This is a genomic window from Bradyrhizobium diazoefficiens USDA 110, from assembly GCF_000011365.1.
In the GTDB taxonomy this organism is placed as follows: Bacteria; Pseudomonadota; Alphaproteobacteria; order Rhizobiales; family Xanthobacteraceae; genus Bradyrhizobium; species Bradyrhizobium diazoefficiens.
On record NC_004463.1, the window covers coordinates 3,831,225 to 3,849,178 of the forward strand.

Here is a 17,954-nt window from a genome sequence, read left to right on the forward strand (position 1 = left end):
GCGCCGCTCAGCGATAGTGCAGTGCGATCAGCTCGGCGACGCAGGCCGGCTTCTTGCCGCCTTCGATCTCGATCACGAGATGGTAGTTCACGCGCAGGCCGTCGGGTGGAACGTCCTCGGCCTCGGCGACGGTGACACGGCCGCGCAGCTTCGAGCCCGCTGGCACCGGTGCCAGATATCTTATCCGGTCTGCGCCGTAATTCAGGGTGTTGCGTAGGCCCTTGAGGCCCATCACCGATCGAATGAAGAGCGGTGCAAGTGCAAGCGACAACAGGCCGTGGGCGATGGTGGTGCCGCCGGGCGATTCCTTCCTGGCGCGCTCCTGATCGACATGGATCCACTGCTGGTCGCAGGTCGCCTCGGCAAACTGGTTGATGCGATCCTGCGTCACCTCGACCCAGTCGCTGACGCCGATCTCGGTGCCGACGGCAGATTTGATTTCGCTGAAGTCGCTGAATATCCGCATGTCGGTCACCTGCTCAGATCTTCATTTCCGGGATCTTGTCGTGTACGACAAGTTCGGCGTCCGTCACCGCCATGACCTCGCCGACACTGATGCCGGGCGCGGTCTCCAGCAGGGTGGCCCTGCCGTCTGGGAACGCGATCACGGCCATGTCGGTCACGACCAGGTGCACCGGTCGCGCCGATGTCAGGGGCAGAGAGCATTTGGCGACGATCTTGGACTTGCCCTTCGCCGCGTGCTGCATGGCGACGATGACCCGCCTGGCGCCGCTGACGAGATCCATGGCCCCGCCCATGCCCGGCACCATCTTGCCGGGGATCATCCAGTTGGCGAGATGGCCCAGCGCATCGACTTGCAGGCCGCCGAGGACGCTGACGTCGACATGGCCGCCGCGGATAAACCCGAACGACATCGCGCTGTCGAATGTGCTGGCACCTGGCAGCGCACTGATCGGGCGCCCGCCCGCGTCCGTCAGCAGGGGGTCGCTCAACCCCTGCTCGGGGATTGGTCCGGTGCCGATCAAACCGTTTTCCGACTGAAAGAACACCTTGAGATCAGGCGAAACGTAGTTGGCGACCAGCGTTGGGATGCCGATCCCCAGATTCACGAGGTCGCCGGAATGAAGCTCCTGCGCGACGCGCCTCGCGATGATCTCCTGTGCGTCCATGTTTCACCCGTTCGGGTTCGTAATGAGGTAGTCGACGAGCGGCGCCGGTGTCAGCACGTGGTCGGGTGCGATGACGCCGACGGGCACGATGTGCTCCGCTGTCACGATCACGGTGTCGGCCGCCATCGCCATGACCGGATTGAAGTTGCGTGCCGTGAGCGCGTAGGAGAGGTTGCCGAGATAGTCGGCGAGAAAGGCGTGGACCAGGGCGAACTGCGCCCGCAGCGCGGTCTCGAGCAGGAATGGCCTGCCGTCGATCTCGATCTGGCGCTTGCCTTCGGCGACGAGGGTGCCCACGCCTGTCGGTGTGAGCACACCGCCGAGGCCGCACCCGCCTGCGCGAATGCGCTCGGCGAAGGTGCCCTGCGGAATGAGATCGACGGCGATCTGATTGGCCAGCATCTGCTGCTGCGCCTTCGGATTGAGGCCGATATGGGTCGCAATGAGGCGCGAGACGAGAGCCGCGTCGAACAGCTTGCCGACACCTTTTCCGGGCGTCGCCGCGTCGTTGCTGATGACCGAGAGACCGGTCTTGTGTTGTCGCACAACCTCGTCGAGCAGGCGCTCCGGCGTTCCGACGCCCATGAAGCCGCCGACCATGATGCTCGCACCGGACGGGATCATCGCGACGGCTTCTTCGACGGAAACGGCCCTCATGATGGGAACTCCAGTCAGCAAAGGCGATCAAAGGAAGGCGACGGTGAGACGATGTTGGCGAGCGGTCGGCACGCTCCTTTGATCTGCGTCAAGGCTTCTCATCGTTCCCACGCCGGGTGGTGATGCCTATGCTCTCAAGGGCTTCTGCCCATAGTCTTCGGACTTCCGCGTGGCGCCGCTCAAGCGCCGCGTTGACGGCGTCGCGAAACGGCACAAGGCTCTCGCCCTTCAGGAAGAGAAAATTTGCGCCTGCAGCAGCCGGCCGCTCCCGAATTCGATGCGGCGCAATGCCGACACGAAGGCATCGTTCGCATTGGCGCCTGGCGGCAGCAGGGAGGCCGGGCGGATTCCGGCGTGAACGGCGTGGGCCAGCGTCGCAAGATCGATCGGCAGGGCCAAAGGTAGATTGGTTATCCCCGGAAACCGCAAAGGTGTTTTGAAGCTCCGCCAACGAATTCCATTGAGTTAGATCAAGCCTCCCCCGGTCGAGCTCCCTAGCCATGGCCGAGGCGATGCCGGATTGTCGGCTCGTGGTCGTCCCAAACATCGGACATTCGATGAACCTGGAAGTGCCGGCCCTCTACGCCGGCTATTTCGGCGCCTGGTTCGGGGGGCTTGCGGCATAACCACAGGGAGTAACGTCATGGCAGAGATCAACCCATCCGCCGAGAACATCCGCGGGATGCTCACCGAAGCGCTCGTGCGGTTGCGAAAGGCCAATGCGGAGTATTTTGAGCTGCTGGAGAGGGGACTCAGTTCCTCGCCGCTACCGATCGCGGACCAGGCCAAGCAGTTTTGCAGTTTCATGCAGCGCAACGCCAGCGCGACGTTCGACTTTGGCGACAAGCTCGTTCAAGCCAAGGACGTTCAGGACGCGCTCAAGCTTCAGTCCGAATTCTTTCAGGGGCAGATGCAGGCCTTGACCGATCAGGCCAGGAGCATGGGCGAGTCGGCCATGAAGGCGGCGACGGGCGCGTTCACGCCCAAAAACTGAATGGACTGAACCCAGGCGTGAGGCGATGAACAGCCGTCCGCCTTGCCCATGCGAGCACAATGGCGCTTCAATTCATCGTCGGCGCGATCGTCAGCGTCATCAACATCATGATCCACGCCCTGGTGACGGTGGGAGCCATCGGTATCGCCCGCACAGCCGGGCTGCGGCATGATGCGTGGCCGCGGCTGCATCTGATGGCCGTCATGGTCGCAACAGCGTCGGCGCTGATGGTGGCGCATACGATGGAGGTTCTGGTCTGGGCGCTGGCCTATGCCTTGGTCGGTGCCGCGCCTGCCGGCAGCGACCTGATCTATTTCGCCTTCGTCAACTACACCACGCTGGGCTACGGCGACATCACGCCCATACAGGCGTGGCGGCTGACGGGTCCGATGACCGCGATGAACGGCATCTTGATGTTCGGCTGGTCGACCGCAGTCCTGTTCGAGGTCTTGCGCAAGACGCTCGACGATCTCGGAGTGACGAGGCTGCCGGACGGCAGGTGATCTGATGCTGACGAATGGCAGTTCCATGGATCGACTGCAACATTGGCGCTAGCCAGTGTGGTGTGCAGCTTTTACCGCTTGCCGACAAGGCCACTCTGCGGCAGCCAAGACGCAGGCAAGTGCCCGCTCTCAGGCGCTCAGTGTTGCAGGTCGAGACTGGCGAGCTGCTGCCGGTTGAGCAGCACGATCTGGCGCTGGGTATTGCCGATGAAGCCGAGGACGCCGAGATCATGAAGGTGCGATATCGCCCGCGAGACGGTCTCCAGCGTCAAGCCGAGGTAATCGGCAATATCGCGCCGGGACATCGGAAGTGCCATGACATTGACCCCGGAGAGCCGCTTGTCCATTTCGAGCAGGAAAGCGGCGACGCGCTCCAAGGACGTCTTCCGGCCGAGCAGGAGCATGTGGTCCTCTGCGTGTTGCAGGTTGCTGGTCGTCATGTTGAGCAAGTTGCGCGCGACCATCGCGTCGCTCTCCGCCACCAGCTCCAGGCTTTGCCGCTTGATCAGCCGGACGGTGGTATCCACGATCGCCTCGGCGGTGAACCGATGCTCGCTGCCGTTCTCAAGTCCGAAAATGTCTCCGGCGAGGTGGAAGGCGCCGATCTGCCGGCGACCGTCCGACAGGAGTTTATAGCTTCGCACTGCACCAGACTTGACCTGGTAGACGTAATCTGCAGGTTCCTTCTCGCCGTAGATCTCAGTGCCCTTTTTATATGTAAATTCGTTTAAACTGACGATTGGATTTGAATCGCTCGTCATGCCGAGGTCTTTGAGCGAATTGGGGCGGGGAGACGCGTCTGTCGTGATGCGAACAAACATAGGCCCAACTCCTCAACTGATCGCTGAATTGGTCTGCCAGGCTGATATTTCGCCAGGAGAGGTGCCGCCGATGTCGCACTCCGGCTCGGGTCGGTTTACGACTAACGCCGTATTCTTCACCATTGTCTCATGGTTCATTGTACCAAGGGACAGGTCGGTGGGATGGATGCGCGGAATGAGAAGAGCGGGCTCCTGCGTCGGATCAAGCTTCGCGCCACAAACTCCGGCCTGCGAAACCTTCGGCACTAACGGGATGGCTAGAGCTCAAGCCCATCCAGGTGTTAGGTAAGCGGTTAAAGCAGATTGCAGGAAGCAGAGAGGGTCCATTGCCCGGCCTTGTTCACGTGGTCGACGACGATGCCTCGTTTCGAACAGCGATCGAGCGTCGGCTTAAACTTGCGGGCTACGACGTCGCGACCTATGCATCCTCGCAGGACCTGCTCGATCATCTGCCCCGCGATGAGCTGCCGAGCTGCATCCTCCTCGATGTGCAGATGCCGGGCCTGAGCGGACCGGATCTACAGAAACGTCTTAGTGAGCTTGGATCGACCGTCCCGATCGTGTTTCTCACCGGACACGCCGATACCGCGACGACTGTGCGGGCGATCAAGGCCGGCGCCGAGGATTTCTTGACCAAGCCGGTATCGTCGGGGCAACTGATTGAAGCGATCGAGCGGGCCTTGTCACAACAGGAGACCGCGCGCGGGCTGCGCAGCCGGCTCGATTCGCGTCGCGCTCATGTCGCGTCGCTGACGCCACGCGAGCGGCAGGTGTTTGACCTCATTGTGCGTGGGAAGATCAACAAGCAGATCGCGTATGAATTGGGAACGACCGAACGCACGGTCAAAGCACATCGACACCAGGTGATGGAGAAGATGCAGGTGAGCTCGCTCGCGGAACTGGTTTCAACGGCGCAGCTGCTTGGTATGCTGGATCCCGAGAGCGGCTCACACGGCTAGGCGATAACCAATTCGCAGGTTCCCCTGTGACTTGCACCAAAGGTCAATGGAAATCTCCCTGAGAGGGGTATTTCAACAAGCCGACGTGTTGGCTCCCCGGGAGACGAAGAACCGCGAGGCGCTTGACGCGTTCACGCAAGTCCATCGTGTTCTGCCAAGCTTTCCCTGTATGGAGTTGAGCCACTTGCAGCGCCGCAAGTCCATTTTCGTTGTCGATGATGACCCTTCCATGCGCAGGAGCATGAAGCGGCTGCTGCAGGAGCACGGCTTCGAGGCAAAGCTGTTCGAATCCGCCGAGGCGCTGGTAAATCATGACAACTTTCAGCAGGCATTCTGTATCATTCTGGATATCAATCTGGATGGAGAATCTGGAATTGATTTGCGACGCTGGCTTGCGGAACAGCAGGTCCAGGTTCCGATTGTCTTTGTCACCGGCAACGACACTCACGAAAGCCGCGCGGCGGCAATTGCATCGGGATGCATCGCCTATTTGACCAAGCCCTTTGCCGCGGCCTCGCTCATCGAGAGTGTGGAGAGAGCCTGGGGCAGCTAGGCTGGACAAGTCAGCTGCGCGCTATTCGTCGATCTGCTGGTCGAACGTTTGGGCCGGCGGCCCCTTGTGAGCAGATGCGAACTGAGCAAGTGGCAGGGAGGCGGTAACCGACAGCATGTTGGGGTCGACAACCTCCAGCGCGAGCGTGTTGCCCGTTTCCATCTCCCTTATCAGGCCGGGTTTTGCCACATCGGCGGCTATGCAGGCGTTGTTCAGGCACCATGTGTACGGTACGGCATAGGTGTTGCCTTTGTCGACCGTGAGCTTGACGGGCACCTGGACAAACATGCCGACCGGCACGAACATCTGGAGCCGTGCCGTGCGGTCGCCCTCACGTTCGATCAAGTCCAACCGAACCGCCGTCTGCCCCGTGTCGAACGTGCCGGTGATCGAGGTCCGGCACACGGTCTTGGCGCCGCCCGGCTTGAAGCATAGTTTTCGCCAGTCGCCGTATTTGATATCATTCGCCATGCGCTGCCCCCGCGGTGAAATCTCGGCGGAGGCCGGCATGGTGGTGGTGGCGACGAGCAGCAGAAGCGCGAACTGCGCGGTCGCGTGATTGCGTGTCATCCGGATGGATTGACGATGTGAGCGTGCCATTGTGTCGCCTCCGGAAATCGAGCGCGTCGTCTATTTGATCTCGTCGAGAAATCTGCTTACGAGTGGCGACCAGATCGGAATGGCATCCGGCGAGCCGACGAAGAAATGCCCCTCATCGCCGAACGGCGGAACCAGATGGTATTGCGCCTTGCCCCCGGCCGAGGTGAAGGCCTCATGCATCCGCTTCGACAACGCGGGGCCGAAGAACGTGTCATTTTCGATATAGATCCACAGCATCGGCACCCGGGAGGTGCGACCGAAATCCATCGTCGCCTCGACCAGTTTATCCGGGGCGCAATTATTGTTCGGCTTGCCGCCGACACGCCCACCGCGGCCAGCGGCAAAGGTGATGATCGCTCCGATCTGCGGCGGGTTCATGCTGGAAAGCGCGATGGATGCCCAGCCGCCCGCAGACTGACCGACAACGACGACATCCTTCGGTGTGATGCGTTTTTCGGCAGCCAGGAAATCGATGATCCAGAGGTCGACCTGTGCCACCGCGAGGCCGGCGTCATGGAAATTGGGATTGGAGCACTTGCCGACCTTGGAAAAGAACGGTCCATAGAGTCCGCGTTCGGGAATATCGTTGGCTGAGGCGCCGTAACCGGTGCCGACGGGAGCGACCACGAAGTAGCCGCGCCTTGCGAACCATTTCGCCGCGTCGCGGAACTCGACGAGTGGAAAGAAGCTGCGCTGTTTAGGGTCGAGCGATACGCCGTGGTTCATGATTGCGAGCGGGAACGGGCCATCGCCGACGGGTCGAACGACATAGGCGAACATCGGCAACGGTAACGGCAATGCCCACACTTCCTCCTGGATGCGGCGCGACGCGGCCTCATTGTCTGCCCATGACGGTGCAATCAAGGAGGACGCAAGCAGCTGCACGACCACCAGTAGCGGCTGGATCCATGTCCGTGGCTGCATTTCGTCCTCCCTCAGCCAACAAAGGTGCAGGCTACGATAATCGGCCCGAGCACGGTCAGAACCACATTGCCGACGGCGTAAGGCACGGCAACGCCGAGCACCGGCGTCTGGCTCTCGGCGATCTCGCAAGCCCCGGTCACGGCTGCATCGACCGTCATGGCGCCGGCGAGGGCTCCACAGGTGATGACCGGGTTCATGCGCAGGACGTGATAGGCAAACAGCGTCGCGACGACCAGCGGCACCAGTGTGACCACGAGGCCCATGCCGACCAGCAACAGGCCGTGCGCCTGGATCGCGACCCAGGCGGCGTGACCGTTGGCCAGGCCGATCGCCGCGATGAATCCACCGAGGCCGAGATCGCTCAGCGTCTGCTGCGCGGCTGGCGGCATTGCGCCCATCGTCGGCCGGCGCGAGCGCAGCCAGCCACAGAGGAGACCCGCGATCAGTGCGCCGCCACCGCCGCCGAGCGTCAGCGCGATGCCGCCGACCTTGAAGCTGACGAGCCCGGCCAGCAGCCCGGCGGCAATACCCGCCGCAAGGAAGGCAATGTCAGTACGGTCGCCGGAGCGCACGATCTGCCCGACCTGCTTCGCCGCGCGCTCGATGTTGCGGGTGCTGCCGACCAGCGTCATGACGTCACCGACATAGACACGCGTGTCCGCGCTCAGCGGGGCTTCGCGCCCATGCCGCGTCAGGGCGCGCAAAAACACACCGCGTGCATCGCCGCCGATGCGATCGGCCACATCCCGGATGGATCGGCCGTGGAGGTTGCGGTTGTCCACCAGCACGTCAAGCACATTGCCGGGGATCGCCTTCAGGATCTCGTCGGCATCGATCTCGGTGCCGATGATCGGCTTGGCGGCGACAATGGCGGCAGTTCGACCGGCGATGACGATGTCGTCGCCCGCCTCGAGCACGGTGTCCAGACGCGGTTCGATATCGGCGCCCTGGCGCACGATCCGTTCGATCACCGTGCGGCTGCCGATGTCCTCCTCGATCGCCTTGACGGTTCGGCCGGCCGCAGCCGTGACGCGATAGGCGCGAGCCTGGAACTTGCGATAGGATAGGTTCTCGGTCTTCGGCGGCGCGCCACCTGAAAGCTCGACCTCCAGCTTTTTCGCCTCGTCCTTGAGATTGACCCCCATCAGTTTCGGCGCCGCGAAGGGGACGTAGAGCAGTGTCAGAATGTAGCCGAGCACATAGGTGACGGCATATCCCGCTGCGATATTCGCTTCCTGTTGCTCCAGCACGGTCTTCGGCAATCCGAGCTGCGCCAGCGCGCCCGAGGCCGTGCCGATCACGGAAGACTGCGTCAGCGCGCCAGCCGCAAGCCCGGATGCCGTGCCGGGATCGAGCTTGAGGGCGAACGCAAAGGCCAGCACGATCACGAGACCAGTCCCGCCGAGCACGAGCGCCATGGCAACTTGGGCCAGGGTGCGGACACTCAACGAGGCGAAAAACTCCGGTCCGGATTTGTAACCGATCGTGAATACGAAGAGACTGAACAGCACGATCCTCAGCAGCGCGGGGAACGTAAAGGTGCCGAGTTGTCCGATCAGGACGGACACGATCAGGATGCAGGCCGTGGTGCCGATCGCGAAGCCGTGGATCTTGAGGCGTCCAAGCATGGTGCCGATGGCAACCGCAAGCAGCAGGAAGATCTCCGGAGCGGTGGAAATGATCCACCTGACAGTATCCATGATCGCAAATTCCCGGGCGCAACGATTGACGTCGAATTCGCGCCCGGGAACCGGGCGACTGCTTGATTTAGATCAATCCCAAGCTATCCTCGCTGCGGCGTCTTTTGGCCGATGCAGGTTCTGCGACATCCGAAGTCCGCGCCATGAGCACTCTGGATCTAGCTGCGGGCGCATCGTTGCGGCGCGATGAGACGCTTGAGGTCGCGCTGCTGCTCGCCTTCGCCGGCGGCTATCTCGACGCCTACACATGGATGATCCACGGCGTCATGGCGAATGCCCAGACCGCCAATCTGGTCCTGCTCTGGGTCTATGGTTCGGTGGGCAATTGGGCCGCGGCGCTCCATTTCGTGCCGCCGATCCTGTCATTTGCGATCGGTGTCTTGGTTGCGGCATGGCTGCGCCACGCGACGGGAGATCGGGCCAGCGTCATCAGCACGCTGATCGAGATACTGCTTCTGATCGCAATCGAAATCCTGCACAACCGGCTGCCCGATCTTGCGGGCACGCTGGGCATTTCCTTTGTCGCGGCGATGCCGACCGCAATTTTCACCAAGGTCGAAGGCGTGGTCTACAGTTCGGTGATGATCACCGGTAACATGCGCCAGGCGATTGAGGGTGCGTTTGCGGCGGTCGTCGGCGGAGGTCCGCCGGGACCGCTTCGCCGCTCGGGCATGTTTGCAGCGCTGTGCGTCATGTTCGGCGTGGGAGCGGCGGTCGGGGCCTTCGCGACAAAGTCCTTTCCGAACCTGGCGCTCGGCATGCCCGTGATCGCCTTGCTGATCGTGTTGCTGCGCTGCGAGGTGGATCGCAGCGAGGCCCGTGCATGAGCGCCCCGTCTGGGCTGCAGGGGAGCTGGTTGCGGTACTTTCCGCCGTCGAGCTGGCTTGCGACCTATCGCAGGTCGTGGTTGCCATCGGATGCTGTCGCCGGCGTCACGCTTGCCGCTTACGCAATTCCGGTATCGCTGGCCTACGCCGCGCTGGCCGGGCTGCCGCCGCAGGTCGGGATCTACGGCTACATGCTCGGCGGCTTCGGTTACGCCTTGTTGGGCTCGTCGCGCCAGCTTGCGGTCGGCCCGACTTCGGCAATCTCGCTGATGATCGTGGGCACGGTAGGGCCGCTCGCCGCGGGCGATCCGGTGCGTTATGGGCAAATTGCAAGTCTTGCTGCCTTCGCGGTCGCGGTGTTGTGCCTCATCGCCTGGCTGTGCAAGCTCAGCGTCCTCGTCCGTCTGGTCAGCGACAGCATTCTCGTCGGCTTCAAGGCTGGCGCCGGGCTCACCATCATCATGAGCCAGCTGCCGAGCCTGTTCGGTGTTGCCGGTGGCGGCCATGACTTCTTCGAACGCGGCATTGAGCTCGCCGGGCAGCTCGGTGACGTGAATCCGCTGGTGCTCGCCGTCGGTCTGGTGGCATTCCTGCTTCTGCTGACCGGCGAGCGGCTGCTCCCCGGTAGGCCGGTCGGGATCGCGGTTGTGGCGCTGGCGATCGCGGTGGCAACCGCGCTCGGTCTGCCGGCTCTCGGCGTGCCCGTGACGGGAAGAATCCCCCAGGGCCTGCCGGTGCCTGGCTTGCCCACGTTCGGCCTGCTGGAGTTCGACGATCTCTTTCCGCTTGCCGCCGGATGTGTGCTGCTCGCCTACATAGAGGGTGTTTCGGCGGCTCGGAGCTTCGCCGCCAAGCATGGTGACAGCCTTGACGTCAGGCAGGAGTTCTTGGGCCTCGGTGCGGCCAATCTCGCTACGGCCTTAGGTCATGGCTATCCTGTGGCTGGCGGGTTGTCGCAATCCGCCGTCAATGACAGCGCGGGTGCCCGCACACCGTTGGCGCTGGTCATTTGCTCTGGGACGCTGGCGCTGTGTCTCTTGTTCTTCACAGGGCTACTGACCAATCTGCCCAAGGCGGTGCTGGCCGCCATCGTCTTTGCCGCCGTGTACCGGCTCGTCGACATCCGTACGTTGGCGCGGATGTGGCGCGTCAGCCGCATCGATTTCTACGCGGCGGTGATCGCATTGGTATCCGTCCTGCTGCTCGGCATCCTGCAAGGTGTCCTGCTGGCGTCGATCGCCTCCATCTTCCTGCTGCTGGCGCGCGCGTCACAGCCGAATGTGGCATTTCTCGGCAGGCTCCCGGGCAGCGGCCGGTATTCCGACAGCGCCAGGCACGAGGACGTGGAGCCGCTGGTTGGAATCATCGCGTTCCGCCCCGAAGCCTCGCTGCTCTATATTAATGCCGAGATGATCCTGGAGGTCGTTCTGAATGCGCTCCAGAGGTCGTCGGATGTCAGGCTCGTTGCCTGCGACCTCTCGGCGTCGCCCTACATCGATCTGGCCGGCGCGCATATGCTCCGGAATCTCCACGACGAACTTGCGTCACGCCATGTCGCGTTCTGCATCGCCGGCGCGCATGCGCAATTGCGCGATTTGCTGCGCGCCGAGGGGCTCGCCGAGAGGACCGACAGCGGGCAATGGTTGCGTTCGCTCGACAACGTGCTCGGCGACAACCAGGCCAGATAGCGCCCGGGACATTTGCCGATCTCCGGCGCGACTTTCGTTCAGTCGCGCGTCCGTGTTGCATCGCGAAGCGTGCACGCTGCTCGCAGGCCGACTGATTTCATGCGCGACCGTTGACTTGGATCAATGGAGCTCTCCCGCGCGATACCCACGATCCGCCATCACCTTCGCCTCAAGAGCCAAGGATGGGGAGAGACATGCCCAAGGACGCCAAGCCTGCGCAGCAGCGCATCGATCAGTTCTTCTCCGGGCCCGGCGGACGGGCGGACAATTGGCGCGATCTGGTCGACGCGGCCAAAGCATGGTCCCGCGGCGGAGACCGTGCGAAGTATGACGCTGCGCTGGCCGATCTCTTCGTGACGGAGGAATTTCACGGCTATCCTGGCCTGCAGCTCATGGCAGCCTTGCGGGAGGCAGCCACGACTGGCGATGCGGCAACTTCGCTGGCGCTCGCCACGCGGTTGACGCAGGCCCTGACGACGAGATCCTTCCGTCAGCATGCGGGCGACTGGAATACGAATGACGAAGGCAACGGCGAGACGCCCGATCTGGTGCCGCAGATGTTCGGTCCGCACGCGGCGCGCCGTCCCTATTTCGAGACGCTGATCGTCACCGGCCTCACGTCCGGCAGTTGGCCCGCACTCGCCAACGAATGGCGCAAGCTTCGGCGTCCGGTTGATCAGTTTGTCTACGAGCCGGTTATCGTCGGCAGCCTCGAGGACGCCTTCTGCGCCACGATCCTGAACCCGAACCTCGCAGCCGTCGTCATCAACGAAGGCTTCGCGCTACGCTCACGTCACGACGCGCCCGTGCTCCGCCCCCTGACTTCGTCGGCGGGATTGAAGGACGAGTCCGACGCTTCGGCGCTGCGGCTCGCCCATATCATCAAGCACGTCCGCCCCGAGCTTGACCTCTATCTGATGTCCAATCGCAACGTGGAGGAGATGGCCGGAAATCCCGAGGCCGATGTCGTCCGCCGGATCTTCTATTCGGTCGAGGAACTGCTTGAGCTGCATCTCTCGATCCTTGAAGGCGTGCAGGATCGCTACGACACGCCGTTCTTCGACAATCTGAAGAAATATGCGCAGCGTCCGATCGGAACGTTCCATGCGCTGCCGATCGCGCGCGGCAAATCGGTCTTCAAGTCGGACTGGATCCGCGACATGGGCGAGTTCTACGGCCTGAACCTGTTCCTGGCCGAAAGTAGCGCAACCACCGGCGGCCTGGACAGCCTGTTGGAGCCGACCGGCAACATCAAGAAGGCGCAGGACAAGGCCGCGCGCGCGCTTGGCGCCGATCGCGTATTCTTCGTGACCAATGGCACCTCGACGTCGAACAAGATGGCGGTGCAGGCGCTGATCGGGCCGGGCGATATCGCCATCGTCGATCGCAATTGCCACAAATCGCATCACTACGGGATGGTGCTGGCCGGCGCGCAGCCGCTCTATGTCGAAGCCTTCCCTATGACGGAATATTCGATGTACGGCGCCGTGCCGCTGAAGACCATCAAGCAGGCTTTGTTGAGCGCTAGGGCCGACGGCCGGCTCGACCGCGTCAAGCTGCTGGATCTGACCAACTGCACTTTCGACGGCCACATCTACAATACCCGCCGGGTGATGGAGGAGTGCCTTGCCATCAAGCCCGACCTGATCTTCCTGTGGGACGAGGCCTGGTTCGGCTTCGCGCGCTTCTCGCCGTTCCTGCGACGGCGCACCGCGATGGGCGCCGCTAGCGAGATCGAAGCCTGGATGCGCGATCCGAGATCGGTCGCGGCCTACGAGACGCAGCAGGCCGAGCTCGGCAAGAGTCCTTCGGACCAGGTGCTGCTCAAGACCCGGCTGATCCCCGATCCACGTCAGATTCGCCTTCGCGTGTACCAGACCAATTCGACCCACAAGTCGATGTCGGCGATCCGGCAGGGCTCGATGCTGGCGGTCAAGGACGTCGAATTCCACACGGTCGAGCAGCAGTTCAAGGAAGCCGTGTTCACGCACGCCTCCACCAGTCCGAACCAGCAGCTGATCGCGAGCCTGGATGTCTCGCGGCGCCAGATGGAGCTGGAGGGTTACGGTCTCGTGGCCAATGCGATCGAGATCGCGCTGGCCATCCGACAGGCAGTCAACACCAATCCGCTGATCTCGAAATATTTCCGTATCCTCGGTGCCGACGCCATGGTGCCGGCGCAATATCGCCAAAGCGGGTTCACCGATTATCTGGCGGCCGGCACGAACTGGGCGAGTGCCCTTAAGAGCCTGGACGACGACGAGTTTTGCCTCGATCCAACCCGCATGACGCTGGTGTGCGGCACAGCCGGCTTCGACGGCACGCAGTTCAAGGGCATCCTCGCGAACGACTACAACATCCAGGTCAACAAGACCTCGCGCAATTCGGTGCTGCTCCAGTCCAACATCAACAACACGCGCAGCGACGTGGCACATCTCGTCAGGGTGCTGGCGGAGATCGCCGGCGAGGTCGACCGTGGCCTGACCCAGGGCGGAGCCAATGCGAAGAGGGCCTTCGAGGCGCGGGTCAAGAGCTTGATGACCGACGTGCCCGACTTGCCGAACTTCTCGCACTTCCACCAGAGCTTCCGCGGCGACGCCGGCGCCAAGACCAACGAAGGCGATATCCGCAGCGGCTTCTACGCGGCCTATGACGCGGCTGGTTGCGAATTCATTCGCCTCGCCGACCCCGAGATCGACCGGCGCCTGAAGGCCGGTCCCGACCTCGTCTCAGCCAGTTTCGTGATCCCGTATCCGCCGGGCTTCCCGATCATGGTGCCGGGACAGGTCATCACCCAGGAAACCATCGACTTCATGCGGAAGCTCGATGTGAAGGAGATCCATGGCTACGACGCCAAGGAAGGCCTGAAGCTCGTGCGGGCCGAGGCCTTGGCGAAGATCGGCAGGCCCAAACCCGGCGCGCAGCCGAAGCTGAAGGCCGCCTCATAACAGGGGACAGAACATTTAGGTGGCGAGAACGGCCACCATGATCGATCCCCAGGTCGTGAGCAGGATGTTCGCGATGGGATAGGCGGGGGTGTAGCCCAGCACCGGCACAGGGCTTCCCGAGCGCTCCTGGAGGGCCGCCATTGCCGCCGTTACCGTCTACGCCCCGGTCAAACCGCCGAGCAGAAGGATTGGATTCATGCGCAAGACAAAATGACCGAAGCAGAATCCGACGATCTGTGGCAGCAGGGTCACCACCATGCCGCCGAGCAGCAGGCTGATGCCGGAGTCTCGCAGGGCGGAGAGGAAGATCGGCCCGGCATGGATCCCGGTGAGCCCGACGAACGCGGCCAGTCCGAGCGACGTCATCAGGCTGATGGCGCCGTCCGGGATTCGTCCGAAGCGCGGATCGAGCGTGCGGAGGTGACCGACCAGAAGCCCGGCAAGCAGCGTCCCGACGCTCGTGCTCAGTGCGATCTTGATGCTGCCGACGGGAAAGCTCACGAGAACGCCAACAACGCCGCCGAAGAAGATCGCAAGCCCCAGCACCACGAAATCGATGCTGTTGCTGGGCGCAACGATGACGCCGATATTCTTCGCCGCGTTCTCGACAACCGGTTCGGGGCCGACGATGCGCAGCAGGTCGCCACGCTGGAGGACGACGCCGGGAGCAATCGGAAGTTCCTGGCCGCCCCGGCTCAACGAGCGCAGATAGAGGCCGTGTGTCCAGTCCTGCTGCGAGGCCTCTTGCAGGTTCATGCCCGCGAGCTTGGCGTTGATCAGGAACACGTCAGCGGAGATCAAGGGAATGTCGAGCAGTTCCCTGTCTTCGACCTCCTCGGCGCGGGAGCCGATCAGCTCCACGATGATCTGGCGCGGCGCCGATATCGTGATGACGTCGCCGGGCGCGAGGATGGTGCCGGGCTCCGCTTGGAGTACGCGTTCTCCACGGCGGATCCGATGGATGAACAGGCGATGCTCCGGGCGAGCCTCGGCGGCCGCAACTGTCGATCCGATGAGGGGAGAGTGCTCGTCGAGGCGATAGGCGCGCAGCTCGAACTTTCGCCACGCGGATGCCAGACCGGGCTTGGCGCGGCTCATCCCCAGCGACCGCTCGAGCTTGAGCGCCTCGTCCCGCAGGTCGATCTTCAGGAGTGCCGGTGCGACCACCGTGCACCACATGATCACGCCTGCATAGCCAAAGATGTAGCAGACCGCATCGGCTACCGCGATGTGCGAGATATAGAGGGCGCGCTGCGCCTCGGGCACGGCGAGGCCGTTGACCGCGTCGGTCGCCGTCCCCATCGCCGCGCTTTGGCTGAGCGACCCCGACATCAGCCCTGCCGCAAAGCCGGGATCGAGCCCGAGTATCCTGCCCACGGCGATTGCGGCCGCAAGGCCGGTGAGGCACACGACGACGGCGAGCAGCACCGGCTTCAGCCCGTCGCGCTTCATCGCCTGCACGAATTGCGGACCGACGGAATAGCCGACGCCGAACAGAAACAGCAGAAACAGGAAGGATTTGGTCATGCTGGAAACAGGCACATGCGCGAAGTCGCCGACCACGAGGCCAGCGAACAACGCGCCTGTGACCGGGCCCAGACTGAAGGCGCCGATCTTGAAGCTTCCGATCCAGTAGCCCGCGGCGATCACCAGGAACAGCGCGAGCTCCGGATAGCGGATGAGAAACTGTTCCAGCCAAGTCAGCATCTCGGGCCGCCGATTTCTACGTCATCAGGATTTCTACGTCATCAGCATGACGAGCACCATGCCCCAGATCGTCAGCAGCGTGTTTCCGACCGCGTAGGTGACGGTATAGCCAAGACCCGGAATCTGGCTCTTGGCGCGATCGTTGACCATACCGAGCGAGGCAGTCGTGGTCCGCGCACCGGAACAGCATCCAAGCACGATGGCGTCATGGAAGCGGAACACGTATTTGCCGACATACATTGCGAGGATCAGCGGCGCGGTCGTCGCCACGACGCCCCACAGGAACAGGCCGAAGCCGAGCGCCTTCAGGCCGGCAACGAAGCCCGGTCCCGATGAGATACCAACTATGGCAATGAAAACGTTCAGGCCGACGGAGTTCATGAACCAGACAGTCGGCGAGGGAATCCGGCCGAAGGTCGGCCGCACCGACCGCAGCCAGCCGAAGAACAGGCCCGAGATCAGCGCTCCGCCGGAGGTGGATAGCGTCAGCGGCACGCTACCGATCTTGTAAACGATCGCGCCGACCAACGCGCCGATGGCAATAGCAGCGCCGATGAAGGCAACGTCGGCCATATCGGTTGCCCGATCCGGCCGGCCAAGCATCTTTGTCGCGGCTGCGACATCGGGCGTGCGTCCAACAATGGTGACGATGTCGCCCCGATTCAGCTTGGTGTTGGGAAGGATGGGGATCTCGACCGCGATCGCGCCCCTCGTGATCTTGCGCAGGAACACGCCGCGCGCCGCCGGGGCCTTCGCCAGCTGCTCGAGCGTCTTGCTGTCGACGTCCTTGCTGGTCACGTAGACATCGACGCCTTCGATCGGCATCGCGAGCAGCTCGCGATCGTCGACTTCCTCCGCCTGTTCGCCGATGAGCTGGACCAGCACGTCGCGCCGGCCTGCCACCGCCACGACGTCGCCGGCGTGAATCACGGCATCGGAGGTGGCATCGACGATCTTCCCCTCCTGTCGCAGCCGCAGGATGAACACCCGTTGATCCGGGATCAGCGCTTCGGCCTCCTGCACCGTCTTCCCCACCGCCGGCCCGCGCTCGCGAACGCGAAATGCACGGACGTCGAACTGGTGCCACGCGGTGCCTGGGCCGCCCAACTGCTTCTTGCCGCCGTACTCCTCCTCATATCTTTTGCACGCCGCCTCGAGATCGATGCCGAGCAGGGCCGGGCCAAGCAGAGCGAGAACGATCGCGGATCCGACGGTGCCGAAGATATAGGTGACGGCGTAGGCGACGGGCATCCCGTCGAGGATTTTCTTCGTCTCTTCCGGCGACAGCCCGAGCCGGTTGATGGCGTCGGTGGCGAGACCCATGGACGCCGAAATCGTCTGGGAGCCGGCATAAAGTCCCGCGGCCGAACCGACATCGTAACCGGCAATCTTCGCCGCGACATACGGGGCGAGAAGGCAGAACACGCACACGACGGCGGCGAAGATCGCCTGAGGAACGCCGTCCTGCGCGATGCCGCGCACGAATTGCGGCCCGACTCCGTAGCCGATGGCAAACAGGAACATCAGGAAGAAGAACGGCTTGAGCGGGCCTGTAATCGTGATCCCGATCTGGCCGATGATAACAGCGGCAATCAGCGTCGCGGTGACGGCCCCCAGTCCCAGGCCCTTGTAGGTGAAGGAGCCGAAATAGTAGCCCAAGGCCAAGGACAGGAAGATCGCGATTTCCGGATAGCTTTTGAGCGTATGAAAGAACCAGTCAATCATGATGTCACCCATTCATGCCGTCGGCTCGCGCGGCCGCTTCGCTTCGGCGCGGATCGAAGAGCCGACGACGAGAGCTGAAGCCGTATCGATCTGGATGAAGCGAGCCGCCCGAACGGGTCATGTTGATCTATGTCAAGCGCGCTGGGCCTCGTGGCACCTGCGATACCGCCGGCGAAATCATCCTGCTGCGTTGCGACGTGGCGGCGATCCGGAGCGCT

General features: G+C 63.0%; 18 protein-coding genes and 1 pseudogene. 8 read left to right on the top strand and 11 right to left on the bottom strand.

The annotated features are described in order from the left end of the window. Window positions 1-7: 7 nt before the first annotated feature. From BJA_RS17165 to BJA_RS43070, 4 genes are all read right to left on the bottom strand, one after another. On the bottom strand, window positions 8-466 hold the full coding sequence (locus BJA_RS17165; protein ID WP_011086244.1) for a MaoC family dehydratase: 459 nt from the start codon (window positions 464-466) through the stop codon (window positions 8-10). Window positions 467-479: 13 nt separating this feature from the next. Then, entirely contained in the window at window positions 480-1,130 is a 651-nt protein-coding gene (locus BJA_RS17170; RefSeq protein WP_011086245.1) for a CoA transferase subunit B, read from the bottom strand. 3 nt (window positions 1,131-1,133) lie between these two features. After that, a complete protein-coding gene (locus tag BJA_RS17175; RefSeq protein ID WP_011086246.1) occupies window positions 1,134-1,787 on the bottom strand; it encodes a CoA transferase subunit A in 654 nt (217 codons plus the stop codon). Between the two features lie 228 nt (window positions 1,788-2,015). Beyond that, a complete protein-coding gene (locus BJA_RS43070; RefSeq protein WP_236842214.1) occupies window positions 2,016-2,186 on the bottom strand; it encodes a hypothetical protein in 171 nt (56 codons plus the stop codon). Between the two features lie 101 nt (window positions 2,187-2,287). On the opposite strand from BJA_RS43070, the pseudogene BJA_RS17185 reads away from it, so the two are divergent. From BJA_RS17185 to BJA_RS17195, 3 genes and pseudogenes are all read left to right on the top strand, one after another. Beyond that, window positions 2,288-2,413: pseudogene (locus BJA_RS17185) on the top strand (alpha/beta fold hydrolase); the annotation flags it as partial. Window positions 2,414-2,430: 17 nt separating this feature from the next. After that, window positions 2,431-2,781 carry a phasin gene (locus tag BJA_RS17190; protein ID WP_011086248.1) on the top strand — a complete coding sequence of 117 codons (351 nt, stop codon included), beginning with the start codon at window positions 2,431-2,433 and terminating at the stop codon, window positions 2,779-2,781. Window positions 2,782-2,840: 59 nt separating this feature from the next. Then, on the top strand, window positions 2,841-3,284 hold the full coding sequence (locus BJA_RS17195; RefSeq protein ID WP_011086249.1) for a potassium channel family protein: 444 nt from the start codon (window positions 2,841-2,843) through the stop codon (window positions 3,282-3,284). Between the two features lie 137 nt (window positions 3,285-3,421). On the opposite strand, the gene BJA_RS17200 is transcribed toward BJA_RS17195, so the two are convergent. Continuing rightward, window positions 3,422-4,105, bottom strand: a complete 684-nt coding sequence (locus BJA_RS17200) for a helix-turn-helix domain-containing protein (protein ID WP_011086250.1) — start codon at window positions 4,103-4,105, stop codon at window positions 3,422-3,424. A 326-nt stretch (window positions 4,106-4,431) separates the two neighbouring features. On the opposite strand from BJA_RS17200, the gene BJA_RS17205 reads away from it, so the two are divergent. After that, on the top strand, window positions 4,432-5,064 hold the full coding sequence (locus BJA_RS17205; protein WP_162185827.1) for a response regulator transcription factor: 633 nt from the start codon (window positions 4,432-4,434) through the stop codon (window positions 5,062-5,064). 46 nt (window positions 5,065-5,110) lie between these two features. After that, on the top strand, window positions 5,111-5,617 hold the full coding sequence (locus tag BJA_RS17210; RefSeq protein ID WP_011086252.1) for a response regulator transcription factor: 507 nt from the start codon (window positions 5,111-5,113) through the stop codon (window positions 5,615-5,617). 21 nt (window positions 5,618-5,638) lie between these two features. Here the strand turns inward: BJA_RS17210 and BJA_RS17215 are convergent, their stop codons facing one another. The 3 genes from BJA_RS17215 to BJA_RS17225 are packed head-to-tail and all read right to left on the bottom strand — an operon-like array spanning window position 5,639 to window position 8,841. Then, window positions 5,639-6,217 (bottom strand): invasion associated locus B family protein, encoded by a 579-nt coding sequence (locus tag BJA_RS17215; protein ID WP_011086253.1) that lies wholly within the window; start codon window positions 6,215-6,217, stop codon window positions 5,639-5,641. Window positions 6,218-6,247: 30 nt separating this feature from the next. Further along, entirely contained in the window at window positions 6,248-7,141 is an 894-nt protein-coding gene (locus tag BJA_RS17220) for an alpha/beta hydrolase family protein (protein WP_011086254.1), read from the bottom strand. An 11-nt stretch (window positions 7,142-7,152) separates the two neighbouring features. Next, window positions 7,153-8,841: an aspartate:alanine exchanger family transporter gene (locus BJA_RS17225; RefSeq protein WP_011086255.1), complete on the bottom strand. Its 1,689-nt coding sequence runs from the start codon at window positions 8,839-8,841 to the stop codon at window positions 7,153-7,155. A gap of 143 nt (window positions 8,842-8,984) precedes the next feature. Between BJA_RS17225 and BJA_RS17230 the strand changes: the two genes are divergently transcribed. The 3 genes from BJA_RS17230 (at window position 8,985) to BJA_RS17240 (ending at window position 14,304) form a co-directional block, all read left to right on the top strand. Then, complete coding sequence (locus BJA_RS17230) at window positions 8,985-9,668, top strand: YoaK family protein (protein ID WP_011086256.1); 684 nt, start codon at window positions 8,985-8,987, stop codon at window positions 9,666-9,668. Then, entirely contained in the window at window positions 9,665-11,356 is a 1,692-nt protein-coding gene (locus tag BJA_RS17235) for a SulP family inorganic anion transporter (protein ID WP_011086257.1), read from the top strand. The genes BJA_RS17230 and BJA_RS17235 overlap by 4 nt, the downstream gene beginning before the upstream one ends. Before the next feature lie 194 nt (window positions 11,357-11,550). Beyond that, on the top strand, window positions 11,551-14,304 hold the full coding sequence (locus BJA_RS17240) for a decarboxylase (RefSeq protein WP_038965961.1): 2,754 nt from the start codon (window positions 11,551-11,553) through the stop codon (window positions 14,302-14,304). 15 nt (window positions 14,305-14,319) lie between these two features. Here BJA_RS17240 and BJA_RS43660 read toward each other — a convergent pair whose 3' ends face one another. Genes BJA_RS43660 through aspT form a run of 3 tightly spaced genes read right to left on the bottom strand, consistent with a single transcriptional unit; the run spans window position 14,320 to window position 17,736 of the window. After that, complete coding sequence (locus BJA_RS43660; RefSeq protein WP_257784510.1) at window positions 14,320-14,445, bottom strand: hypothetical protein; 126 nt, start codon at window positions 14,443-14,445, stop codon at window positions 14,320-14,322. Window positions 14,446-14,460: 15 nt separating this feature from the next. Next, window positions 14,461-16,011 (bottom strand): TrkA C-terminal domain-containing protein, encoded by a 1,551-nt coding sequence (locus tag BJA_RS17245; protein ID WP_011086259.1) that lies wholly within the window; start codon window positions 16,009-16,011, stop codon window positions 14,461-14,463. A 33-nt stretch (window positions 16,012-16,044) separates the two neighbouring features. Continuing rightward, complete coding sequence (aspT, locus tag BJA_RS17250) at window positions 16,045-17,736, bottom strand: aspartate-alanine antiporter (RefSeq protein WP_038965960.1); 1,692 nt, start codon at window positions 17,734-17,736, stop codon at window positions 16,045-16,047. Between the last annotated feature and the right edge of the window lie 218 nt (window positions 17,737-17,954).